This window comes from Lyngbya sp. CCY1209 (assembly GCF_055795065.1).
The window spans coordinates 13,502-30,042 of sequence record NZ_JAYFER010000689.1 but is presented as its reverse complement, the minus strand read 5'-3'; the positions used below and the strand labels follow the sequence as shown (position 1 = coordinate 30,042).

14 protein-coding genes are annotated in these 16,541 nt (G+C 56.3%); 3 read left to right on the top strand and 11 right to left on the bottom strand.

Going from position 1 to position 16,541, the window contains the following annotated elements:
- Positions 1 to 270: 270 nt before the first annotated feature.
- The 4 genes from AC0QHF_RS28690 to AC0QHF_RS28675 form a co-directional block, all read right to left on the bottom strand.
- A complete protein-coding gene (locus AC0QHF_RS28690) occupies positions 271 to 2,928 on the bottom strand; it encodes a zinc-dependent metalloprotease (protein ID WP_324707700.1) in 2,658 nt (885 codons plus the stop codon).
- Between the two features lie 37 nt (positions 2,929 to 2,965).
- Positions 2,966 to 3,430: a tellurite resistance TerB family protein gene (locus AC0QHF_RS28685; RefSeq protein WP_324707699.1), complete on the bottom strand. Its 465-nt coding sequence runs from the start codon at positions 3,428 to 3,430 to the stop codon at positions 2,966 to 2,968.
- A 170-nt stretch (positions 3,431 to 3,600) separates the two neighbouring features.
- Positions 3,601 to 3,957 carry a carbon dioxide-concentrating mechanism protein CcmK gene (locus AC0QHF_RS28680; RefSeq protein ID WP_324707698.1) on the bottom strand — a complete coding sequence of 119 codons (357 nt, stop codon included), beginning with the start codon at positions 3,955 to 3,957 and terminating at the stop codon, positions 3,601 to 3,603.
- Positions 3,958 to 4,075: 118 nt separating this feature from the next.
- The gene (locus AC0QHF_RS28675) at positions 4,076 to 4,384 is read right to left on the bottom strand and encodes a BMC domain-containing protein (RefSeq protein ID WP_324707697.1); all 309 of its coding nucleotides are present in this window, start codon (positions 4,382 to 4,384) and stop codon (positions 4,076 to 4,078) included.
- Positions 4,385 to 4,562: 178 nt separating this feature from the next.
- Between AC0QHF_RS28675 and asnS the strand changes: the two genes are divergently transcribed.
- Positions 4,563 to 5,954, top strand: coding sequence for an asparagine--tRNA ligase (gene asnS, locus AC0QHF_RS28670; RefSeq protein WP_324707696.1), 1,392 nt, complete (start codon positions 4,563 to 4,565; stop codon positions 5,952 to 5,954).
- 136 nt (positions 5,955 to 6,090) lie between these two features.
- Here the strand turns inward: asnS and AC0QHF_RS28665 are convergent, their stop codons facing one another.
- From AC0QHF_RS28665 to AC0QHF_RS28650, 4 genes are all read right to left on the bottom strand, one after another.
- Complete coding sequence (locus AC0QHF_RS28665; RefSeq protein ID WP_324707695.1) at positions 6,091 to 7,215, bottom strand: geranylgeranyl reductase family protein; 1,125 nt, start codon at positions 7,213 to 7,215, stop codon at positions 6,091 to 6,093.
- Between the two features lie 113 nt (positions 7,216 to 7,328).
- Entirely contained in the window at positions 7,329 to 7,706 is a 378-nt protein-coding gene (locus tag AC0QHF_RS28660; RefSeq protein WP_324707694.1) for a hypothetical protein, read from the bottom strand.
- Between the two features lie 256 nt (positions 7,707 to 7,962).
- Positions 7,963 to 8,367 carry a VOC family protein gene (locus AC0QHF_RS28655; RefSeq protein WP_324707693.1) on the bottom strand — a complete coding sequence of 135 codons (405 nt, stop codon included), beginning with the start codon at positions 8,365 to 8,367 and terminating at the stop codon, positions 7,963 to 7,965.
- 43 nt (positions 8,368 to 8,410) lie between these two features.
- Complete coding sequence (locus AC0QHF_RS28650) at positions 8,411 to 8,917, bottom strand: TIGR02652 family protein (RefSeq protein WP_375341477.1); 507 nt, start codon at positions 8,915 to 8,917, stop codon at positions 8,411 to 8,413.
- Positions 8,918 to 9,032: 115 nt separating this feature from the next.
- Here AC0QHF_RS28650 and AC0QHF_RS28645 point away from each other — a divergent pair, with 115 nt between their 5' ends.
- Both AC0QHF_RS28645 and AC0QHF_RS28640 read left to right on the top strand, forming a co-directional pair.
- A complete protein-coding gene (locus tag AC0QHF_RS28645) occupies positions 9,033 to 9,590 on the top strand; it encodes a gamma carbonic anhydrase family protein (RefSeq protein ID WP_324707692.1) in 558 nt (185 codons plus the stop codon).
- A gap of 141 nt (positions 9,591 to 9,731) precedes the next feature.
- Complete coding sequence (locus AC0QHF_RS28640; protein ID WP_375341476.1) at positions 9,732 to 9,854, top strand: photosystem II protein Y; 123 nt, start codon at positions 9,732 to 9,734, stop codon at positions 9,852 to 9,854.
- Between the two features lie 212 nt (positions 9,855 to 10,066).
- On the opposite strand, the gene AC0QHF_RS28635 is transcribed toward AC0QHF_RS28640, so the two are convergent.
- The 3 genes from AC0QHF_RS28635 to gcvP form a co-directional block, all read right to left on the bottom strand.
- Positions 10,067 to 11,251 (bottom strand): serine hydrolase, encoded by a 1,185-nt coding sequence (locus tag AC0QHF_RS28635; protein WP_324707691.1) that lies wholly within the window; start codon positions 11,249 to 11,251, stop codon positions 10,067 to 10,069.
- A gap of 123 nt (positions 11,252 to 11,374) precedes the next feature.
- Complete coding sequence (locus tag AC0QHF_RS28630; RefSeq protein WP_324707690.1) at positions 11,375 to 12,547, bottom strand: WecB/TagA/CpsF family glycosyltransferase; 1,173 nt, start codon at positions 12,545 to 12,547, stop codon at positions 11,375 to 11,377.
- Between the two features lie 739 nt (positions 12,548 to 13,286).
- Positions 13,287 to 16,232 carry an aminomethyl-transferring glycine dehydrogenase gene (gene gcvP / locus AC0QHF_RS28625; RefSeq protein ID WP_324707689.1) on the bottom strand — a complete coding sequence of 982 codons (2,946 nt, stop codon included), beginning with the start codon at positions 16,230 to 16,232 and terminating at the stop codon, positions 13,287 to 13,289.
- Between the last annotated feature and the right edge of the window lie 309 nt (positions 16,233 to 16,541).

Genomic DNA, 16,541 nt, shown 5'->3' with positions numbered 1-16,541 from the left:
CCTTGAAACATCGATGTAAAGGTCATTTCAGTTTCCTATTGCCTGTTGCCTATTGCCTATTGCCCTCTAGCAGCGCTATACCTTGTATTTCAGATCGAAAAAAAAGCCTTAATAAAAACTTCCGAAACTCGACCCGGGCAGCCGGGGGATGGCCCGCCGTCTGGTGTGTAACGACTCGCCTCGCACAGCGCTATATACCCTATAGCAGCTTGAGCGGACATAATGTCACAGCCCCCAGCATTGGGGGTTTGGGGGCCGGACAATACACCCTCAATCATTCACCTGCAACCGGGCATCCAAGGTTTTGAAAATGCGATCGCGGCTCTTTTCCAAGTGGGCGAGGGTGTAGGCATCCATGCGATCGCCCCCTTTGTCCAAGCGATGACTAATCGCCTCCCCGAGTTGCTTTAACTGGAACCAAGCCAAGGTTTTCGCATCTTCGGGGACGTCGGTATTTTCCAATACCATATCGGCGAGAATATCGAGGTAAACTTGTTGCAGGGGACGGCGAAAACCGCCGATCGCAACTCCATCATCCCGCCAAATTTCCGTCCAAATGCTGTTATTGAGCATTTCAAATAATTCCGGCAGGGTGAGGGTATTTCCCGGCGCGGTTTTCAACTCCAAGTCCCGCAGGCGACTCAAGCGGGTGGGCGCCAGCAATTCCCGAAGGACGTAAGTTTGCAGCCACAAAATGCGATCGCCGATGGGATAGTCGAGGGAGGCGTAGCGATCGGGATTTCCCCAATCCGACCACCGGGAGGGCACCAGGCGGTTAATTAAATCCGGAGAAAAATTGAACGCATCTTCGGCAAAAACATACTCTTCCAACAACCGCAGCGCCCGTCTTTGTTCGCTTGCTGGAATCGGTTCCAGGGGCAGTGTTCCGCCCCGACTGCCGACCCGTTGGCGATCGAAAGATTGCCCCCCGACGTAGACCGTCGCGTTGTCAACTTGGCTGAAATAGTAGCCGAAAATCGTCTCGAAAACCTGCCGCAGTTGGTCCGACTCCCCACCCCATCCGAAAGAGCGGGTTTCCAACCGCTCCCACATCGCCCGGGCGTTGTCCAACTGCGATCGGGAATATTGCAACATATCATTGCTCAGATCGAAGGCGTTCGCCGCCGGGTCGAGGTACACCCCCCACAGATCCTCATCCGTGGCGAAGGCCAATTCCGGCGCCGTCCCCCGCCGCGCGATCTCCTGCAATTCCCGAGATTCGCCGTAGGGGGTACCCGCCGAAATCGGCTTGTACCCGTACTCAATCGCCCAGCGGTCGTAGGGGCCGACGATCGCCGGAAAATAGTCGCCCTGGGGTTGACCTCGGGGGGCGAGGTTGACGGGGACGTAATCCATCACCGAGGCCACCATCCCCCGCGTCCGGGTAATATTTTTATCGTTCAACTCCTCCGGCGCCAGCATCGTGCTGCCGTGGAAATTGTGTCGCAGTCCCAGGGCGTGGCCGATTTCGTGGGCGACGAGGAGGCGGAGAAACTGGTGGATGTACTCTTCTACCGAGTCGGTGTGGGTTTTCGGATCTAAAGTGGACAGGGCGATCGCGCCGACGGCCAGTTGTCGCTCGGAGCCCGCCGCGAAACATCGGTGTTCGTCGAGTTCCCGGCGGTTCGCCGAGAGTCCCACCTCGCAGACATCGGTGTTGAGGTCAGCCAAAACAGCTTTTCCACTGCCCAGATCGGCGATCGCCCGACTCTCGATCACCATATCGGCGTCCAAAATTTCCCCGGTCAGAGGATTGACGTGGGAGGGGCCGTAACCGCTAAATCTCGCATCGAAAGACATCGACCAGCGGATGGTATTGTAGCGGACATCCGCCGGGTCCCAGGGGGCATCGTCGGGCATCTGTCGCACTTCGATGGCGTCGGAAAAGCCCGCCGCCTCGAAGGCTTCGTTCCACATCAACACCCCCTCCCGAATGGCGTCCCGGTATTCCGAGGGGACGGTATTTTCGATCCAAAAGACGATCGGTTCCACGGGGGGAGAAAGGGGGGCAGCGGGATCTCGTTTCTGCAAATTCCAGCGGTTGATGTGGCGGACGACGGACGATCGCCTGCCCCGGTTCGGGTCGGAGACATCTTGGTAAGTGGTGGTGAAGTAGCCGATCCGCTCGTCGGCGATGCGGGGGCGGTAGCCGTTCGGGTCGGGAACGGCGAGAAAACTATAGCGAATTCGCAGATTGAAAGACCGGGAGTCGGGGAGGGCGGGGGAGTCCCAAAACGGCAAATTTCCGCCCCCGGAAAATCCCAAAACCGACTCGATCTCAACGTTGTTCGGGAAGGCTTCCACGCTGGAAATGTAGGACTTTTGGGCGTCGAGGCTGTAGTTATTTTGCAGGGCGGCGATCAGTCGGTCTGAGAGTCCCGAAAGTTCGCGATCGCCGGTCAAAACCGTTCCCAGGTCCACCAAAACGCTCTGGCGGTCCGGGTGGACGGCGAGGATGGGCAAGGTGTAAAGGATCGACTCCCCCGCCGAACGAGCGAGCGATCGCCACTGGGGATCGTCGGGGGCGGCGCGAAAATTGATGTTGGGAATGACAAATTCGACCGAGTTGGAACGGGGACGCAGTTGAAACAGGAAATCTCCGAGATCCAGGCCGCCGAAAGTTCCCACCGTTTCCAACCCGGCATCTAGGGTGATAAAACAGAGGAAAGGTTCCTCAAATTGTTCCGGCCGAATTTCCAGATAAACTGACCCGGTCTGGGAATTTTGATAGAGGGTAAACAGCCCCGACCATCGTTCCATTCCCTCTACGAGATCTGCAAATGTCGCCGCTGGAGCCGGTTCCTGGGCGAGTTGCATTTCCGCCCGAAAGGGGGGCGGCGAAACTTGGGCGATCGCCCGGGGCAACGCGACTGTCACCGTCAAAAATGAGAGGGCAAAAATCCCCATCAATAACCCAATCTTTTTCATTCCCATCCCCCCTATTATTCAAACATTTGTCGGGAGATTATTTCTTCTGTGGCGTTCTCAAATTATATTCTTCCACTTTCTGCTCGAAAATCTGCGACGCCCGGTCGGCGGGGACGTCGAGCATCTGCCACAGATGGGTCAAAAATTCCCGCTCTTTCGCCGAGAGGACACCATCCACCAACAGCAGGTCGCTGACGACGACGAACGCGGGTTCCTGCAGTTCTGCCGGCAGAAATTCTCGAGCGATCGCCAATAGGGAATAGGTCCCTTTGACCGACAACAATTCAAACAGTTTTTCCAACAAATTGGTCAGCCGCTGTTGGGAATACCCCTGAAACAGGGGCAGTTCCGAGAGCAAAACCACGATGCGATCGCGCTCTTCGTCGCGCATATAACCGTCGGCGGAAATGGCACTCACCGCGATCGCCGCGAACGCCTCCGGAGTGGACAGCGAAATTCGGCCCTCGTCGGCTCCCTTAAAGATTTTATTCAGTATGCTCATGGCAAACTCTCCCCCTTGACCTTCTCGAAGACCTGTCGAGCCGATTCCATCCTAACCCAAACGGGCCGGCGACGGCTTCCGATCCGCGATCGCTCTGGAGGTTAACTCCTCAACTCAAGTTTTGACGGGCGCTCCCCCTCCCCGACCTTTCGGAGGGGGGAGTCGCCCGGTTATCGGTTGGAACCGTTTCCTCTCGGAAGCGTCAGGCCCTCGGCCGCCTGACGGTACTCTTCCACATTCTCGTTGAAATCGATAGGCAGCACGGCCACCACGTTCTCGTGGGGGCGGGGAATGATCACCCAGGTTTCCAGAGCCGCACCGTAAACGTGCTCCACCGCCGCAATTCCGGCATCCATCGCCGTTTTCACTTCCGAGACGTCGCCGCGGATCATGACCGTAAACCGGGCGCTCCCGGCCCGGATGTAGCCCACCAGGGTGACGCGACCCGCTTTGACCATCGCATCGGCCGCCGCCAAAATTCCCGGAAATCCCTTGGTTTCCAGTGCGCCCACTGCTTGTTGTGACATCTAATCTCTCCTGGATAAATGAAATAATTTGTCGCCGCGACTCGATTTGAGCGAATGTTGCGACCCCTATTGACCGATAACATTTGCCGTGAAATCCGGCCGAACCCCGGGCGACCCCCTAAACTCGGAAGGGTTCGCTCTCCGGCGTGTGATGGATGGGGAGGACATCGACGATATTCGGCGGCGGGTTGGGGATGGTGTAGTGCGTGATAATCGTACACCCGAACGTCTTTTCCGCCGCGGCGACACCCGCTTCCATCGCCGGTCTGACTTCGGAAGTCCCTCCCCGAATGGCGACCATGAACTCTCCCCGTTCGGCCAGACCGTAATACACCAGGGTCACTCGTGCGGCTTTCACCATCGCATCGGCCGCCGCTAGTACCCCCGGAAATCCCAATGTTTCAATTACACCCACCGCCTCTGGCATGGAAGGTCTCCTCGATCGTTAGATATGGCTCAAGCTAATTCTACGCCGAAACCCGCTTCGATTGGGACGCTTCGTTCAGAAAACTTTAGGAATGGCTGAAATTTGGATTGATACCGGGTTGGCGATCGAGTCGTGGCAACATGAAAAGAAGACATGAATGGGTAAGGATCGAAAGAACATGGAGATACGACGCATCGCGGAATTGTTGAGAACGGGTCAGCCGGGGGAAGCGGTGACGGTTCGCGGTTGGGTGAGGACGAAGCGGGAATTGAAGGAGTTCGCCTTCGCGGAGGTCAATGACGGGTCCGGTATGGCGAATCTCCAGGTGGTGATCAATGCCGATCTCGCCGACTCCGATACTATTTTGCGGCAACTGAACACGGGCGCCTCGGTGGAGGTGACGGGGGAGGTGGTGGAGTCCCCCGCCAAGGGCCAGCGGATCGAACTGAAGGCGACAACTGTCCGGGTTTACGGGGAAGCGGACCCCCAATCCTACGTTTTGCAGAAGAAGCGGCACTCCTTCGAGTTTCTACGGACCATCGCCCATTTGCGATCGCGCACCAATACCTACGGGGCGGTTTTTCGGGTCCGCAACGCCTGCGCGGCGGCGGTCCACCAGTTTTTCCAGGAACGGGGTTTTCTGTGGGTCCACACCCCCATCATCACCGCCAGCGACTGCGAGGGGGCCGGGGAACTGTTCTCGGTGACGAGTTTGGATCTCAATGCCTTACCCCTCAATGAGGCGAAAGCGGTGGATTTCAGCCAGGATTTCTTCGGGAAGCGGGCGTTTCTTACCGTCAGCGGCCAGTTGGAGGCGGAAATTATGGCTCTGGCCTTCGGGAGTGTCTACACCTTTGGACCGACGTTTCGGGCGGAAAATTCCAACACCTCCCGCCACCTGGCCGAGTTCTGGATGATCGAACCGGAGATGGCGTTTTGCGATCTCGACGGCAATATGGATCTGGCCGAGGCGTTTTTGAAACATATTTTTAAATCCGTGTTGGAAAATTGCGCGGAGGATATGGAATTTTTCAACAAGCGCATCGACAATTCGGTTCTGGAGACGGCGGACAATATCATCAACAACGAATTCGAGCGCATCACCTACACTGAGGCGATCGCGCAATTGGAAAAAAGCGATCGTAAATTTGAATATCCCGTCAGTTGGGGCCTGGATCTCCAGTCTGAGCACGAGCGCTACCTGGCTGAGGAATTGTTCAAAAAACCCGTCATCGTCACCGACTACCCCGCCGAGATCAAGGCGTTTTATATGCGCCAAAATGACGACGGAAAAACCGTCCGGGCGATGGATGTCCTGGCGCCGAAAGTCGGGGAAATTATCGGCGGTTCCCAGCGGGAAGAACGCTTGGATGTCCTGGAAAATCGCATCAAAGCCTCGGGTATCGATGCTGAGGAGTTGTGGTGGTATCTGGATTTGCGACGGTACGGAACCGTCCCCCACGCCGGATTCGGCCTCGGTTTCGAGCGGGTGGTACAATTCATGACCGGAATGGGCAATATCCGCGACGTGATCCCCTTCCCCCGCGCACCGCAAACCATTGATTTTTAACCCATGAAAAGTAGGGGCGAATGGCATTCGCCCTCTTCCCCTTCCCCTTCCCCTTCCCGATTCCCGATTCCCGATTCCCGATTCCCGATTCCCGATTCCCGATTCCCGATTCCCGATTCCCGATTCCCTTTTCTCCTCAAACCTTCAACACCGATTTTCGGATCAAATCGATCCCTTTATTGGCGACATCTGAATAACTCAACTCCCCGGCAAAGATGCGGCTCATTGTCGCCGCCGCCGCCTGATGTTTGACTCCGACTTGATAACTTAACTGGGGGAAGCGGTAAAATATTTGAGCCAATTTCTGCGCCCAAAGCATCTCTTTTCCCCACTCTTCGACCATGATTTCCGTGTACCGTTCCAAGGCATTCATATTTCCGGCGATCGCATCGTGAATCGCTGCGGCCGCTTTCAAACCGCTGAAAATAGACGGGCGAATCCCCTCCGCCGTAAACGGATCGACCACGCAGGCCGCTTCCCCCGCCAGCAGGGCATTTTGGGCGTGCAATTTTTGGCTTCCGTCCCACAGCGCGATCGGATGTCCGCATTCCGTCGCCCCGTCTAAATTCAGGTCGAACATCTGGGCGTAATCTATCAAGATTTGCTTGAAATTTTGTGCCTTGCGTTCTTTCCAAAATGCCGCCGCACCGACTGAGAAACCGTCGGCTTTGGGAAAATTCCAGGCATATCCTTTATTGACTAAGCCGAATTCAAAGTAAGTTTGATTGTCCCCTCGATTCCCCCGGGGAATTTCTAACTCTAAAGCGCCCGCAACCACTTTTTTCTGCTTTGGGAATCCCAACCATTTTGCCATCGATCCTTTGGCGCCGTCGGCGGCGATCAAGTAACGGCCGCAATACTGTCCTTTCGTCGTATTGACGAACCAGCGATCGCTTTTAAATTCGATGGAAGTGACTTCGGTATGATCTCGAACGGCGGCCCCTTGTCCCACGGCTTGATTGAGAATGAAATAGTCAAACACTTCTCGCCTGACCATCCAAATCGGATAGTTTTTGAGCTCGATGGCGACCGGGTCGTCTTTCTTCCAGGTCAAACAGACGGTATTCGTTTTCAGAGAAATGGCCGGGGACAAGTCGAAATCGAACCCATCCTGGACGACCGGAGAAACGCCCCCACCGCAGGGTTTATAGCGGGGGAGAATGGCTTTGTCGATCGCCAAAATTGAATGCCCTTTTTTGGCCAGATGGTAAGCCGCCGTCGCCCCGGCTGGTCCCGTGCCGACAATGATACAATCAAACATGGTGCGATCGCTCCCGAAATTTTTCTACGTTTTATAACATAAAAAAAGGGAACGTATCAGCAGTTTAGACTCCCGTTCCCCACATCTGAAATTCCGGCTCGATCGCCGCCAATTTACAGATCTCGATTGCGAATTCCCGGCGCCGCCGCCCCGTAATTGATCCGGCAACCGATATTGAAAATACTCGCCCCGCATTCGAGGGGCACCACCTGACCGTTGAGAATGGCGCTACAACTCACGTACTCGTCACCGTTGGTATCCCGCATCATGCACTCGATGGGGGTGGCGCCGGAGCTGTTGGACCACACCCGCATTCCCAACCCGGCGACCATGTGCGCCCAGAAAAAGGCGATCACGCCCACGATAATGATCAGGACGCCGACGGCTCCGAATCTGAGCTTCCAACTGCCCAGGAGTTTGAACACTCTCTCCCGGATTCCCATTCCCTGGGGGGCCGGCTGTTGGGTGGTTTCGGTTTGATTCTCTGTCATGTCGCTTGGCTTCTCCATTTGATTGATCGGACGCTTTTCTGGGGGCAAGAAACGCTCAAATTATCGGCTGACGATAATTATTATTTATACCTTTTGCGAAAATTGCCCGGATCATTTTGATGACAACTCTATCTATTTTGACTTGACTATGGTATGATTCTTTATACAATGGAAATATTGACAAAAATTTTATTTTTTAACCCATCCCCATTTTAAACGATAATAATTGAATTTTATCGCAAGTTACCGTTTCCCGTCAACCCTTCAACAGGCGGATCAATTCCAGGGGCAGGCCATCCGCGTCGGCGACAAAAGCGACTTCGTAGACCTTTTCGCCGATCGCCTGTTGGGTGGGTTCGAGGAGGACGTTGAGGGAATCGACGCGATGGCGGAGGGAGTCGATCCAACTGGGGAGGTCGGGGGTGGCGTCCGTCAAGTCAAAGGAGAGATGGTAGTAGCCGACATAATGCTCGTCGCCGAAGGCATCGGGGGCGGGTTTAGGTTCGGGAATTTGGATCAGTTCGATGCGGCCGCCGAGTCCCTCCATCCAGCAGGCGAGGGTGTAGCCGGTGGTGAAGCGATCGCGCACTTCAAACCCCAACTGTTCGTAAAAGGCGATGGCGCGGTGGATGTCGGCGGTGCGGATAGAAGCGTGGTGCATCAGCGTTTCCCCAATGGTGGCGGTCGATTTTCAGGTGCGGTTCCTACTCAAATAAGCGGAAATACGGATAGCGGACGGGAACCCCCTGTTCCTTTTCCAGGTCGAAATTGATCACCTCCCAGCAGGGTTCCTCCTCGGGGTCGGGGCTAAATTCCACCGGCAGGCCGTACAGGCGGGGCTGGTTGGACTCGGGCTGCGATCGCCAGGGGGTGCTGCGTTCGAGGTAGGAACCGATCAAGTCCCGGTAGCGCTGGGCGATGATGACGCGGGTCGCCCGGTATCCTTGGGTGTAGAGGCGATCGAGAGCCTCGTGGATTTCAAACCGGATACCGTCGGGGTGGGTATGCTGCCGGTACCACTCCTCATTCCACTGTCGCCAGTGGCGCCCGGACTGGAGGTGGATCAATTCCCCCGTTTTCGGATCGGCTTCAAAGGCACCATGCCGAGGACACAGATAGGTATCCGTGAGAGTCAATGCGGGAATTTTCTGGCGGCAGTGGGGACAGCTAATCTCCGAGCCAAAAATAGGGTACTGCAAGGCAGAATTCATGATGAATGCTTTTGCACCAAACCGACGTAAAGTCTATTATAACGGTGGGTCTTCCATCCACACGGATCAAAATTTTTGTCGTTTCGTCCGATACGTCCGCGATCGCCCTTGAGTTATGAATCAATCCCCCCAGTTTCCCATTTCCCCCGCCATCGGCCGCTGGCCGTCGCCGGACCTGTCCAAAGCGGCCTTCGTCGCCCCCGGGGCGGTGGTGGTCGGCGATGTGGAAGTCGGCGAGGGGGCGAGTATTTGGTACGCGGCGGTATTGCGAGGGGACGTGGAAAAGATCGTCATCGGCGATCGCACCAATATCCAGGACGGGGCCATTTTACACGGCGATCCGGGACAAGTCACGGTCTTGGATCGGGATGTCACCGTCGGCCACCGGGCCGTCATCCACGCGGCCCACGTCGAACCGGGGAGTTTGATCGGCATCGGGGCGATTATCATGGACGGCGTGCGGGTGGGCGCCGGCAGCATCGTGGGGGCCGGTTCCGTGGTCACGAAAGACGTCCCGCCGCGATCGCTGGTGGTGGGGATTCCCGCCCAACGCATCCGGGAGGTGTCCGAGGCAGAAGTGGCCGGACTCATCGAGCACGCCGAACGCTACGAGAAATTGGCGCGAGTCCACGCCGGGACGGGCACGGAGACAGGTTTCGAGCGATCGCACTGAGGAAAAGGGTCGGGTCGGGTCTCGGGCGGACATCGAATTTTTTCAATCCTTCTCGTGGGAGGATTGAGTGATTGCAAAAAACGTGCTAAATGCGATAAAAATAGGAATATGAAAATTTCTTTAAAATTAGGAGGAGAGCAGATGGATTTGGATCTTCGGGTAGTCGTGGTTTTGTTGCCCGTACTCCTGGCCGGCGGCTGGGCGCTCTTTAACATCGGTGCCGCGGCCCTCCGCCAAGCCCAGGGTTTCATGAATAAGAGCTAATCGGCCTGCCGGACCCTGAAAGAGTCCGAATCCTTTGCCGACGAAGGATTTCGGCGACTTGAGACATCAGCTCCCATCGGAGCGATCGCATCAGAACCGACGGTTCCCACCGGGGGAGCGTCGGTTTTCATCAAGATGTGGGGTGCGGGGAAAGTGAAAAGTGAAAAGTGAAAAGTGAAAAGTTCCCGATTTCCTTTCTACAATCGTCGAGATCAATTGTCTTTGGACTTGAAGACGCTGACTTCTTTGGGTTTGAGTTTTTGGGGGGTTCCGTTCAGGCGATCGAAGATGTGGCGGGACATCCGGGGGAAGATCTCCTCATTTTGGGCGTAGGCCGCATCGGTGCCGAAAACGGCCAGGATGTAGATGGCGCGGTCGTCGAGGGTGCGGACGAAGATGACCTCTTGGCGCGATCGCGACGTGTAGCCGACCTTGGAGGCGAAGTAAATGTCCGTGGGGAGGGATTCCCCCAAAAACCCTTTGACAAAATCGCGATCGCCCTCGTCCCAGGCGGACGGATTCAGATCGCGGGTCAGCAGGTGGGCCATCTTGGTGCTGGCGACGGGGGAAACCGCCTGTTTCGTATAAATTTCGTACATCAGCCGCGCCGCCTGGTCGGTGCTGACCCGGTTTCCGCTGGCCAAAGCCCGGTTTTGTTTCAGTTGTAGGTCGCGGCCGGCGGGGGCTTCTCCCCCATCGGTGATGGGATAATTCTTCGTACTCAGAATAATATTTTTATAGTTGGCGTTGCGGAATAATGTATCGATCTGGCTGCGCTTGTCGATCCACGTCTCCAACTCCGTCCCCTCCAAAGCTTCTCCCGAGGTGGTTTGGGTGATCGCGTCCAGGATGCGGCCGGCCGAGTCGTTGTCGGAAATGCGGATCATGTAGTTGAGGTCTTGGTAAAACGGGGACTCGTCGGGAATCGAACCGGCCCGGACGCGCTGGAAAAAGGCCGCCAGCCAAAAGAGTTTGGAGACGCTGGCGGGAAAGCGCATGATTTGAGGGTTGTATCCGGCTTGGTAATGGGTGGCCGGGTCGCCGACGTCCACCAAGGTGATGGAGAGGGCCTCCGTGGGGAGTCCCGCGTCTTCGGCCAGGGCGACGGTTTCATCCACGATCGCCTGCAGGTCGGGGTTTGCCTGCCAATCGGGGGGGGATTTGACGTTGTAGGTGGTCGCCAATTCTTCTCGGGACACTTCGGAAACGGTCTCCGATGCGGCCGGGGGATCGGAGGGCAGCAGCCATTTGAGAATCGAGATCGCGCTCCAACTGAGGGCGATTCCCAAACCGATCAGTAACAAAAGGCGATCGGATCTCAGGCGGGGCAAGTCGTTCCAATGGGCCTTGAGGGAACGCTGTCGGCCGGGACGGCGACGTTGGGGGAGATACACCATATCCTAGATGTTGAGACGGTTTGAAACGGTTCGATCTGGATTATCATACGCGATCGACCGACAAAAAACCGGGGATGTCCCCGGTTTGAAATCGGTCGTTTGATCGGATGCCCCATCAAACCGCTACGCGATCTTCATGGAATTCGAGTGGGCGAGATACCATAGGATGGAATCGACGGTCTGTTGTTTGAGCCAGCCTTTCTGGACGGCGAGTTCGCCGAACCGCCGGCGCTCTCGCTGCTGTTCGGTCAAGATCAGGTGAATTTGTTCGTCATCCAACAGCCGGGCGGCTTTGAGATATTGACCCAAGGGCTGCTTTTCGGGTTGGGTGCGGATCAGGGGCAACTCGTCGGCGAAGAAATCGACGGTTTCCTGGGACAGCCACCCCCAATCGGAGAGGATTTCTCCGAAGCGCAGGTGGCGCTGTCGGGCTTGGGCTCGGAGGACTTGTTGGACCTGGGCGGGGGTCAGCAAACCGGCTTCTTGGAGGGTCTGTCCCAACAGGGGCATCTGCCAGTCGGGGATCACCACGTCTGACTCGGAGGCGAAGGGCGATCGGTAGCGGTTGAATTTCTGCTGCATCAACAGCCACAAAAAGGGCATATCTTCGATCAGGTAGCGCTTCCAGAGGCGCTGAGGTTCGGAGGTGAGCCGGTGCAGCCACTCCAACCCCATCTCGCTCATCCACTGGGGAGAGCGGGGCTTTTCGCCCGCTTCAAAGTCGATGGTGGCACCGATCGCCAAAAAGACTTTGATATTCGTCAGCTTGTGCTTGTGGCACATGATCCACTTTTCTTGTTTGGGAGCACCCACCCCGACCGCCAGAACCGTCGCCCCGGATTCGTTGATGCGATCGACGATCCGCTGACATTCGAGCTCGTCTTTTTCAAAGCCGTAGGGGGGAGAATAGCAGTCAACGACGATTTCCCGGCCCACCGTTTCGTTGATGTTGGCTTGGGCGCGGACGGCGACTCCCTCGGCGGCCCCGAGCAAGAAGATCTTGACCCCTTCGCAATTGCGATAATACTGATAAAACGCCGGAAACAGATCCGAACCCGAAATCTTCTCCTTGATGGGCTGGTTCAGCAGCCGGGAGGCGTAGTAAACAATTTTGCTGTCGCAGATTCGGTAGTCCGATTGATGGTAGAGATCGTAAAATTCCCGATCTTTTTGCAGGCGCATCAGGTGATCGACGTTGGGAGTGAAGACGACGCCGCCTTTCTGACCGAGATTTTTGAGTAATTCTTCGGTTGTGATGTTATCGATTGATATATTAAATAGTTGAACTTCTTTCATAGCAAGGATACCCACTTCAGTTGGTCTGGACACCGATTTGAGACCGATCCCATCCCCGTGGAACTCTCGATCTCAAAATTTGCGAAGGACTGGTCTTCGGAACGGATTTGTATGAGACTCCAATCCAGAATTTTGACCGGGTGAGATTGACAAATCCCGCAGTTATCGATAGTCGGTATCGGTTTTCAAATGGTCTGTCAATTTTACCCTTGTCAATTGTCAAATTGAATGGATGTCTGATACGCAAGCAAGTCCATCATAACGGTAAGACCCGATAAAAATCCAGTCAATTCTGTAAAAGATCCGGATTTTAATATGAAGATTGTGTAAATGTCCCGGCATCCCGTCCGCCACCGATCGCCTCCCATGGAGGGATCTCATTCTTTCCCGGCGGGGGCGGCGGGGGTGGCGATGGGGGTGTGGAAGAAACGGATCGATCCCGGATTGTCCGCGCCGGCCCATTTGTCATGCTTTACAAATCAAACGGTTTTTGATCGGCTGTTTCACCCGCTCCAACTTTAGCCTTCTTCCGCCTTGTGCTTTCCCTCGTTCAAGGGGACAAAAACGGGGTCGGCCCCATCGACCAACCCCGTTTTTTATAGCAGTGAGCGCTGGAGTCGTCACAGACCTTAATTGTAAAAACCCTCGCTCCGACTTCCGAATACCGACTCCCGACTGCCTTTTCCCGAATCTGTAACCACACGATCGCTCATTACGATAATGGGCGATGCCGTTCAATTTAGTCCTGATAGGCCTCCATCGGGGCGCAGGAACAGACGAAATTGCGATCGCCGAACGCATTATCCACCCGGCCCACCGGCGGCCAATATTTGTACTCCCGAGTCCAGGGGGCGGGGTAGGCGCCGATTTCCCGAGAATAGGGGCGGTTCCATTCCCCGACAATCAAGGATTCCGCCGTGTGGGGGGCCTGTTTGAGGGGGTTATTTTCCCCGTCCATGTCCCCGGATGCGATCGCGGCGATCTCGGCCCGGATGGCGGTCATGGCTTCGCAGAACCGGTCTAACTCGTCCTTGGACTCGCTCTCCGTCGGTTCCACCATCATCGTCCCCGCCACAGGCCAGGAAATTGTCGGGGCGTGGAACCCGTAATCCATCAGGCGTTTGGCGATATCGTCCACGTCGATATTGGCGGACTTTTTGAGTGATCGCAAATCCAGAATGCACTCGTGGGCGATCGTGCCGTTCTGACCTTTATATAAAATCGGATAGGACGCATCCAGCCGTCGCGCCATGTAATTGGCATTCAAAATCGCCACCTTCGTCGCGTGGGTCAACCCCGCCGCCCCCATCATGGCAATATACATCCAGGAAATCACCAAAATGCTGGCGCTGCCCCAGGGTGCCGCCGACACCGCCCCGACCCGATGTTCCCCCGGCATCTCAACCACCGCGTGACCCGGTAAAAACGGCAGCAGGTGGGACATGACACCGATGGGACCCATCCCCGGCCCGCCGCCGCCGTGGGGGATGCAGAAGGTTTTGTGCAAATTCAGATGGCACACATCCGCCCCGAAATCTCCCGGACGGCACAACCCGACCTGGGCGTTCATATTCGCCCCGTCCATATAGACCTGGCCGCCATTGTCGTGGACGATCGCGCAAATGTCCCGAATGCCGGTTTCAAACACCCCGTGGGTGGAGGGGTACGTCACCATCAGCGCCCCCAGGTTCTCCCCGTGTTTCTCGGCCTTCGCTTTCAAGTCCCCGATGTCGATATTCCCATCTTTATCGCACTTCACTGCCACCACTTTCATCCCGCACATCACGGCACTGGCGGGGTTTGTCCCGTGGGCGGACTCGGGAATCAGGCAAATTTTGCGGTGTGCCTCGCCCCGGCTTTCATGGTAGCCGCGAATCGCCAATAATCCCGCATATTCTCCTTGGGACCCGGCGTTGGGTTGCAGGGAAATGCCCGCAAATCCGGTAATTTCCGCCAGCCACGCTTCGAGTTGTTCAAAGAGAATCTGGTAGCCGTGGGTTTGCGTCTGGGGGGCAAAGGGGTGGATTTTGCCGAACTCCGGCCAGGTCACTGGCAGCATTTCCGCCGTGGCGTTCAGCTTCATGGTGCAGGACCCGAGGGGAATCATGGAGGTGGTTAGGGACAGGTCCCGATTTTCCAAACGTTTGAGATACCGCAGCAGTTCGGTTTCCGAGTGGTGGGTGTTGAAGACGGGGTGGGTGAGGTACTCGGAGGTGCGGGTCAGGTTTTTGGGGATGGCTGATTCTGCGGACAAATCCTCAATTTCAAAGGAGAGGGTTTCGCCGAGGGCGAAAATTTCCAGCAGATCGCGGATATCTTGAAGGGTGGTGGTTTCGTCGAGGCTGATGCCGATCGCATCTTCTCCGATTATCCGCAGGTTAATCTGTTTGGCGATCGCCCGATTCAAAATCTCGGCCTGGGGGATGTCTCCCAATTCCACTCGCAGGGTATCAAAAAAGGCTTCGGAGGCGATCGCGTAACCCAACCGCTGCAACCCCGCCGCCAAAATTCCCGTCATCCGGTGGACGGTTTCGGCGATTTTTTTCAGTCCCTCGGAACCGTGGTAAACCGCGTAGGTGCTGGCAATTACTGCTAACAAGACTTGGGCGGTGCAGATGTTGCTGGTAGCTTTGTCCCGGCGGATGTGCTGTTCCCGGGTTTGCAGGGCGAGTCTCAGGGCCGGGTTGCCCTGGCGGTCCTTGGAGATGCCCACCATCCGGCCCGGAACCTGACGTTTGTAGGCTTCTTTGGTGGCGAAATAGGCGGCGTGGGGCCCGCCGAAGCCGAGGGGGACGCCGAAGCGTTGGGTGCTGCCGATCGCAATATCTGCCCCGAGTTCGCCGGGGGGCGTCAGCAGGGTGAGGGCGAGGATGTCTGCCGCCATTGTGATGATCGCTTGATGATTGTGGGCGGTTTCGATGAATTCCCGATAGTCGTAAATCGCGCCGTCGGTGGCGGGGTATTGCAGCAGGGCGCCGAAAATGGGGGTGGAGAAGTCGAACTCGCGGAAATCCCCGATGATGATGTCGATGCCGAGGGGTTGGGCGCGGGTTTGCAGGACGTCGAGGGTTTGGGGGTGGCAGTCCCGGGAGACGAAGAAGGCGTTGGCTTTGGCTTTGCTGACGCCGCAACTCAGACTCATGGCTTCGGCGGCGGCGGTGCCTTCGTCTAAGAGGGAGGCGTTGGCAATTTCGAGCCCCGTCAGGTCAATCACGAGGGTTTGGAAGTTGAGGAGGGCTTCCAGGCGTCCCTGGGCGATTTCGGCTTGGTAGGGGGTATAGGCGGTGTACCAACCGGGATTTTCGAGGATGTTGCGCCCGATGACGGGGGGGGTGATGCAGTCGGAGTAGCCCATTCCCAGGAAGGATCGGTAAATCTGGTTTTTGGAGGCGATTTCCCGCAATTTTTCTAAAGCTGCGGTTTCGCCGAGGGCGGGGGGCAGGTCGAGGGGGCGATCGAGGCGGATGTCTCCAGGAACGGTTTTGTCGATCAATTCGTCGAGGCTGGAATATCCGACGGTTTCGAGCATTTGTTGAATTTCTGCGGCGTTGGGGCCGACGTGCCGGCTAACGAAGCTGTCGGCGGGGGTTGCCTCCGGGCGATCGCTTGATGGCGAATGGGGGTGGCTTCCGTTGGATGGGAAGGTGGGGGATTGGGTTTGAGCGGGGGAATTAAAATCCAGCATGAAACTCCGACTGATTCGACAAGGTGGATAAGAGAGATTGATTTGGATACGGCAGCGCCCATCTACCGAGGCTGTACGCCATCCCGAGTTGGAATTAATGACAATTTTGTATTGTTAGATACAGCGAAAATCTACACCCGGCGATCGGGTGTACCAAAGCCGATGGGAACTTCAGCTTTTTTATGATTTTTAAAGAATTGTAATCATTAACCGGACAAATGGGTAGAGCCATCGCCCCGGCGATCGCCCCGAAGTGGCCGGGGAGAAACCGCAAAACTCCCGCCATTGCGAAGCGTTGGGGGGTTCCGA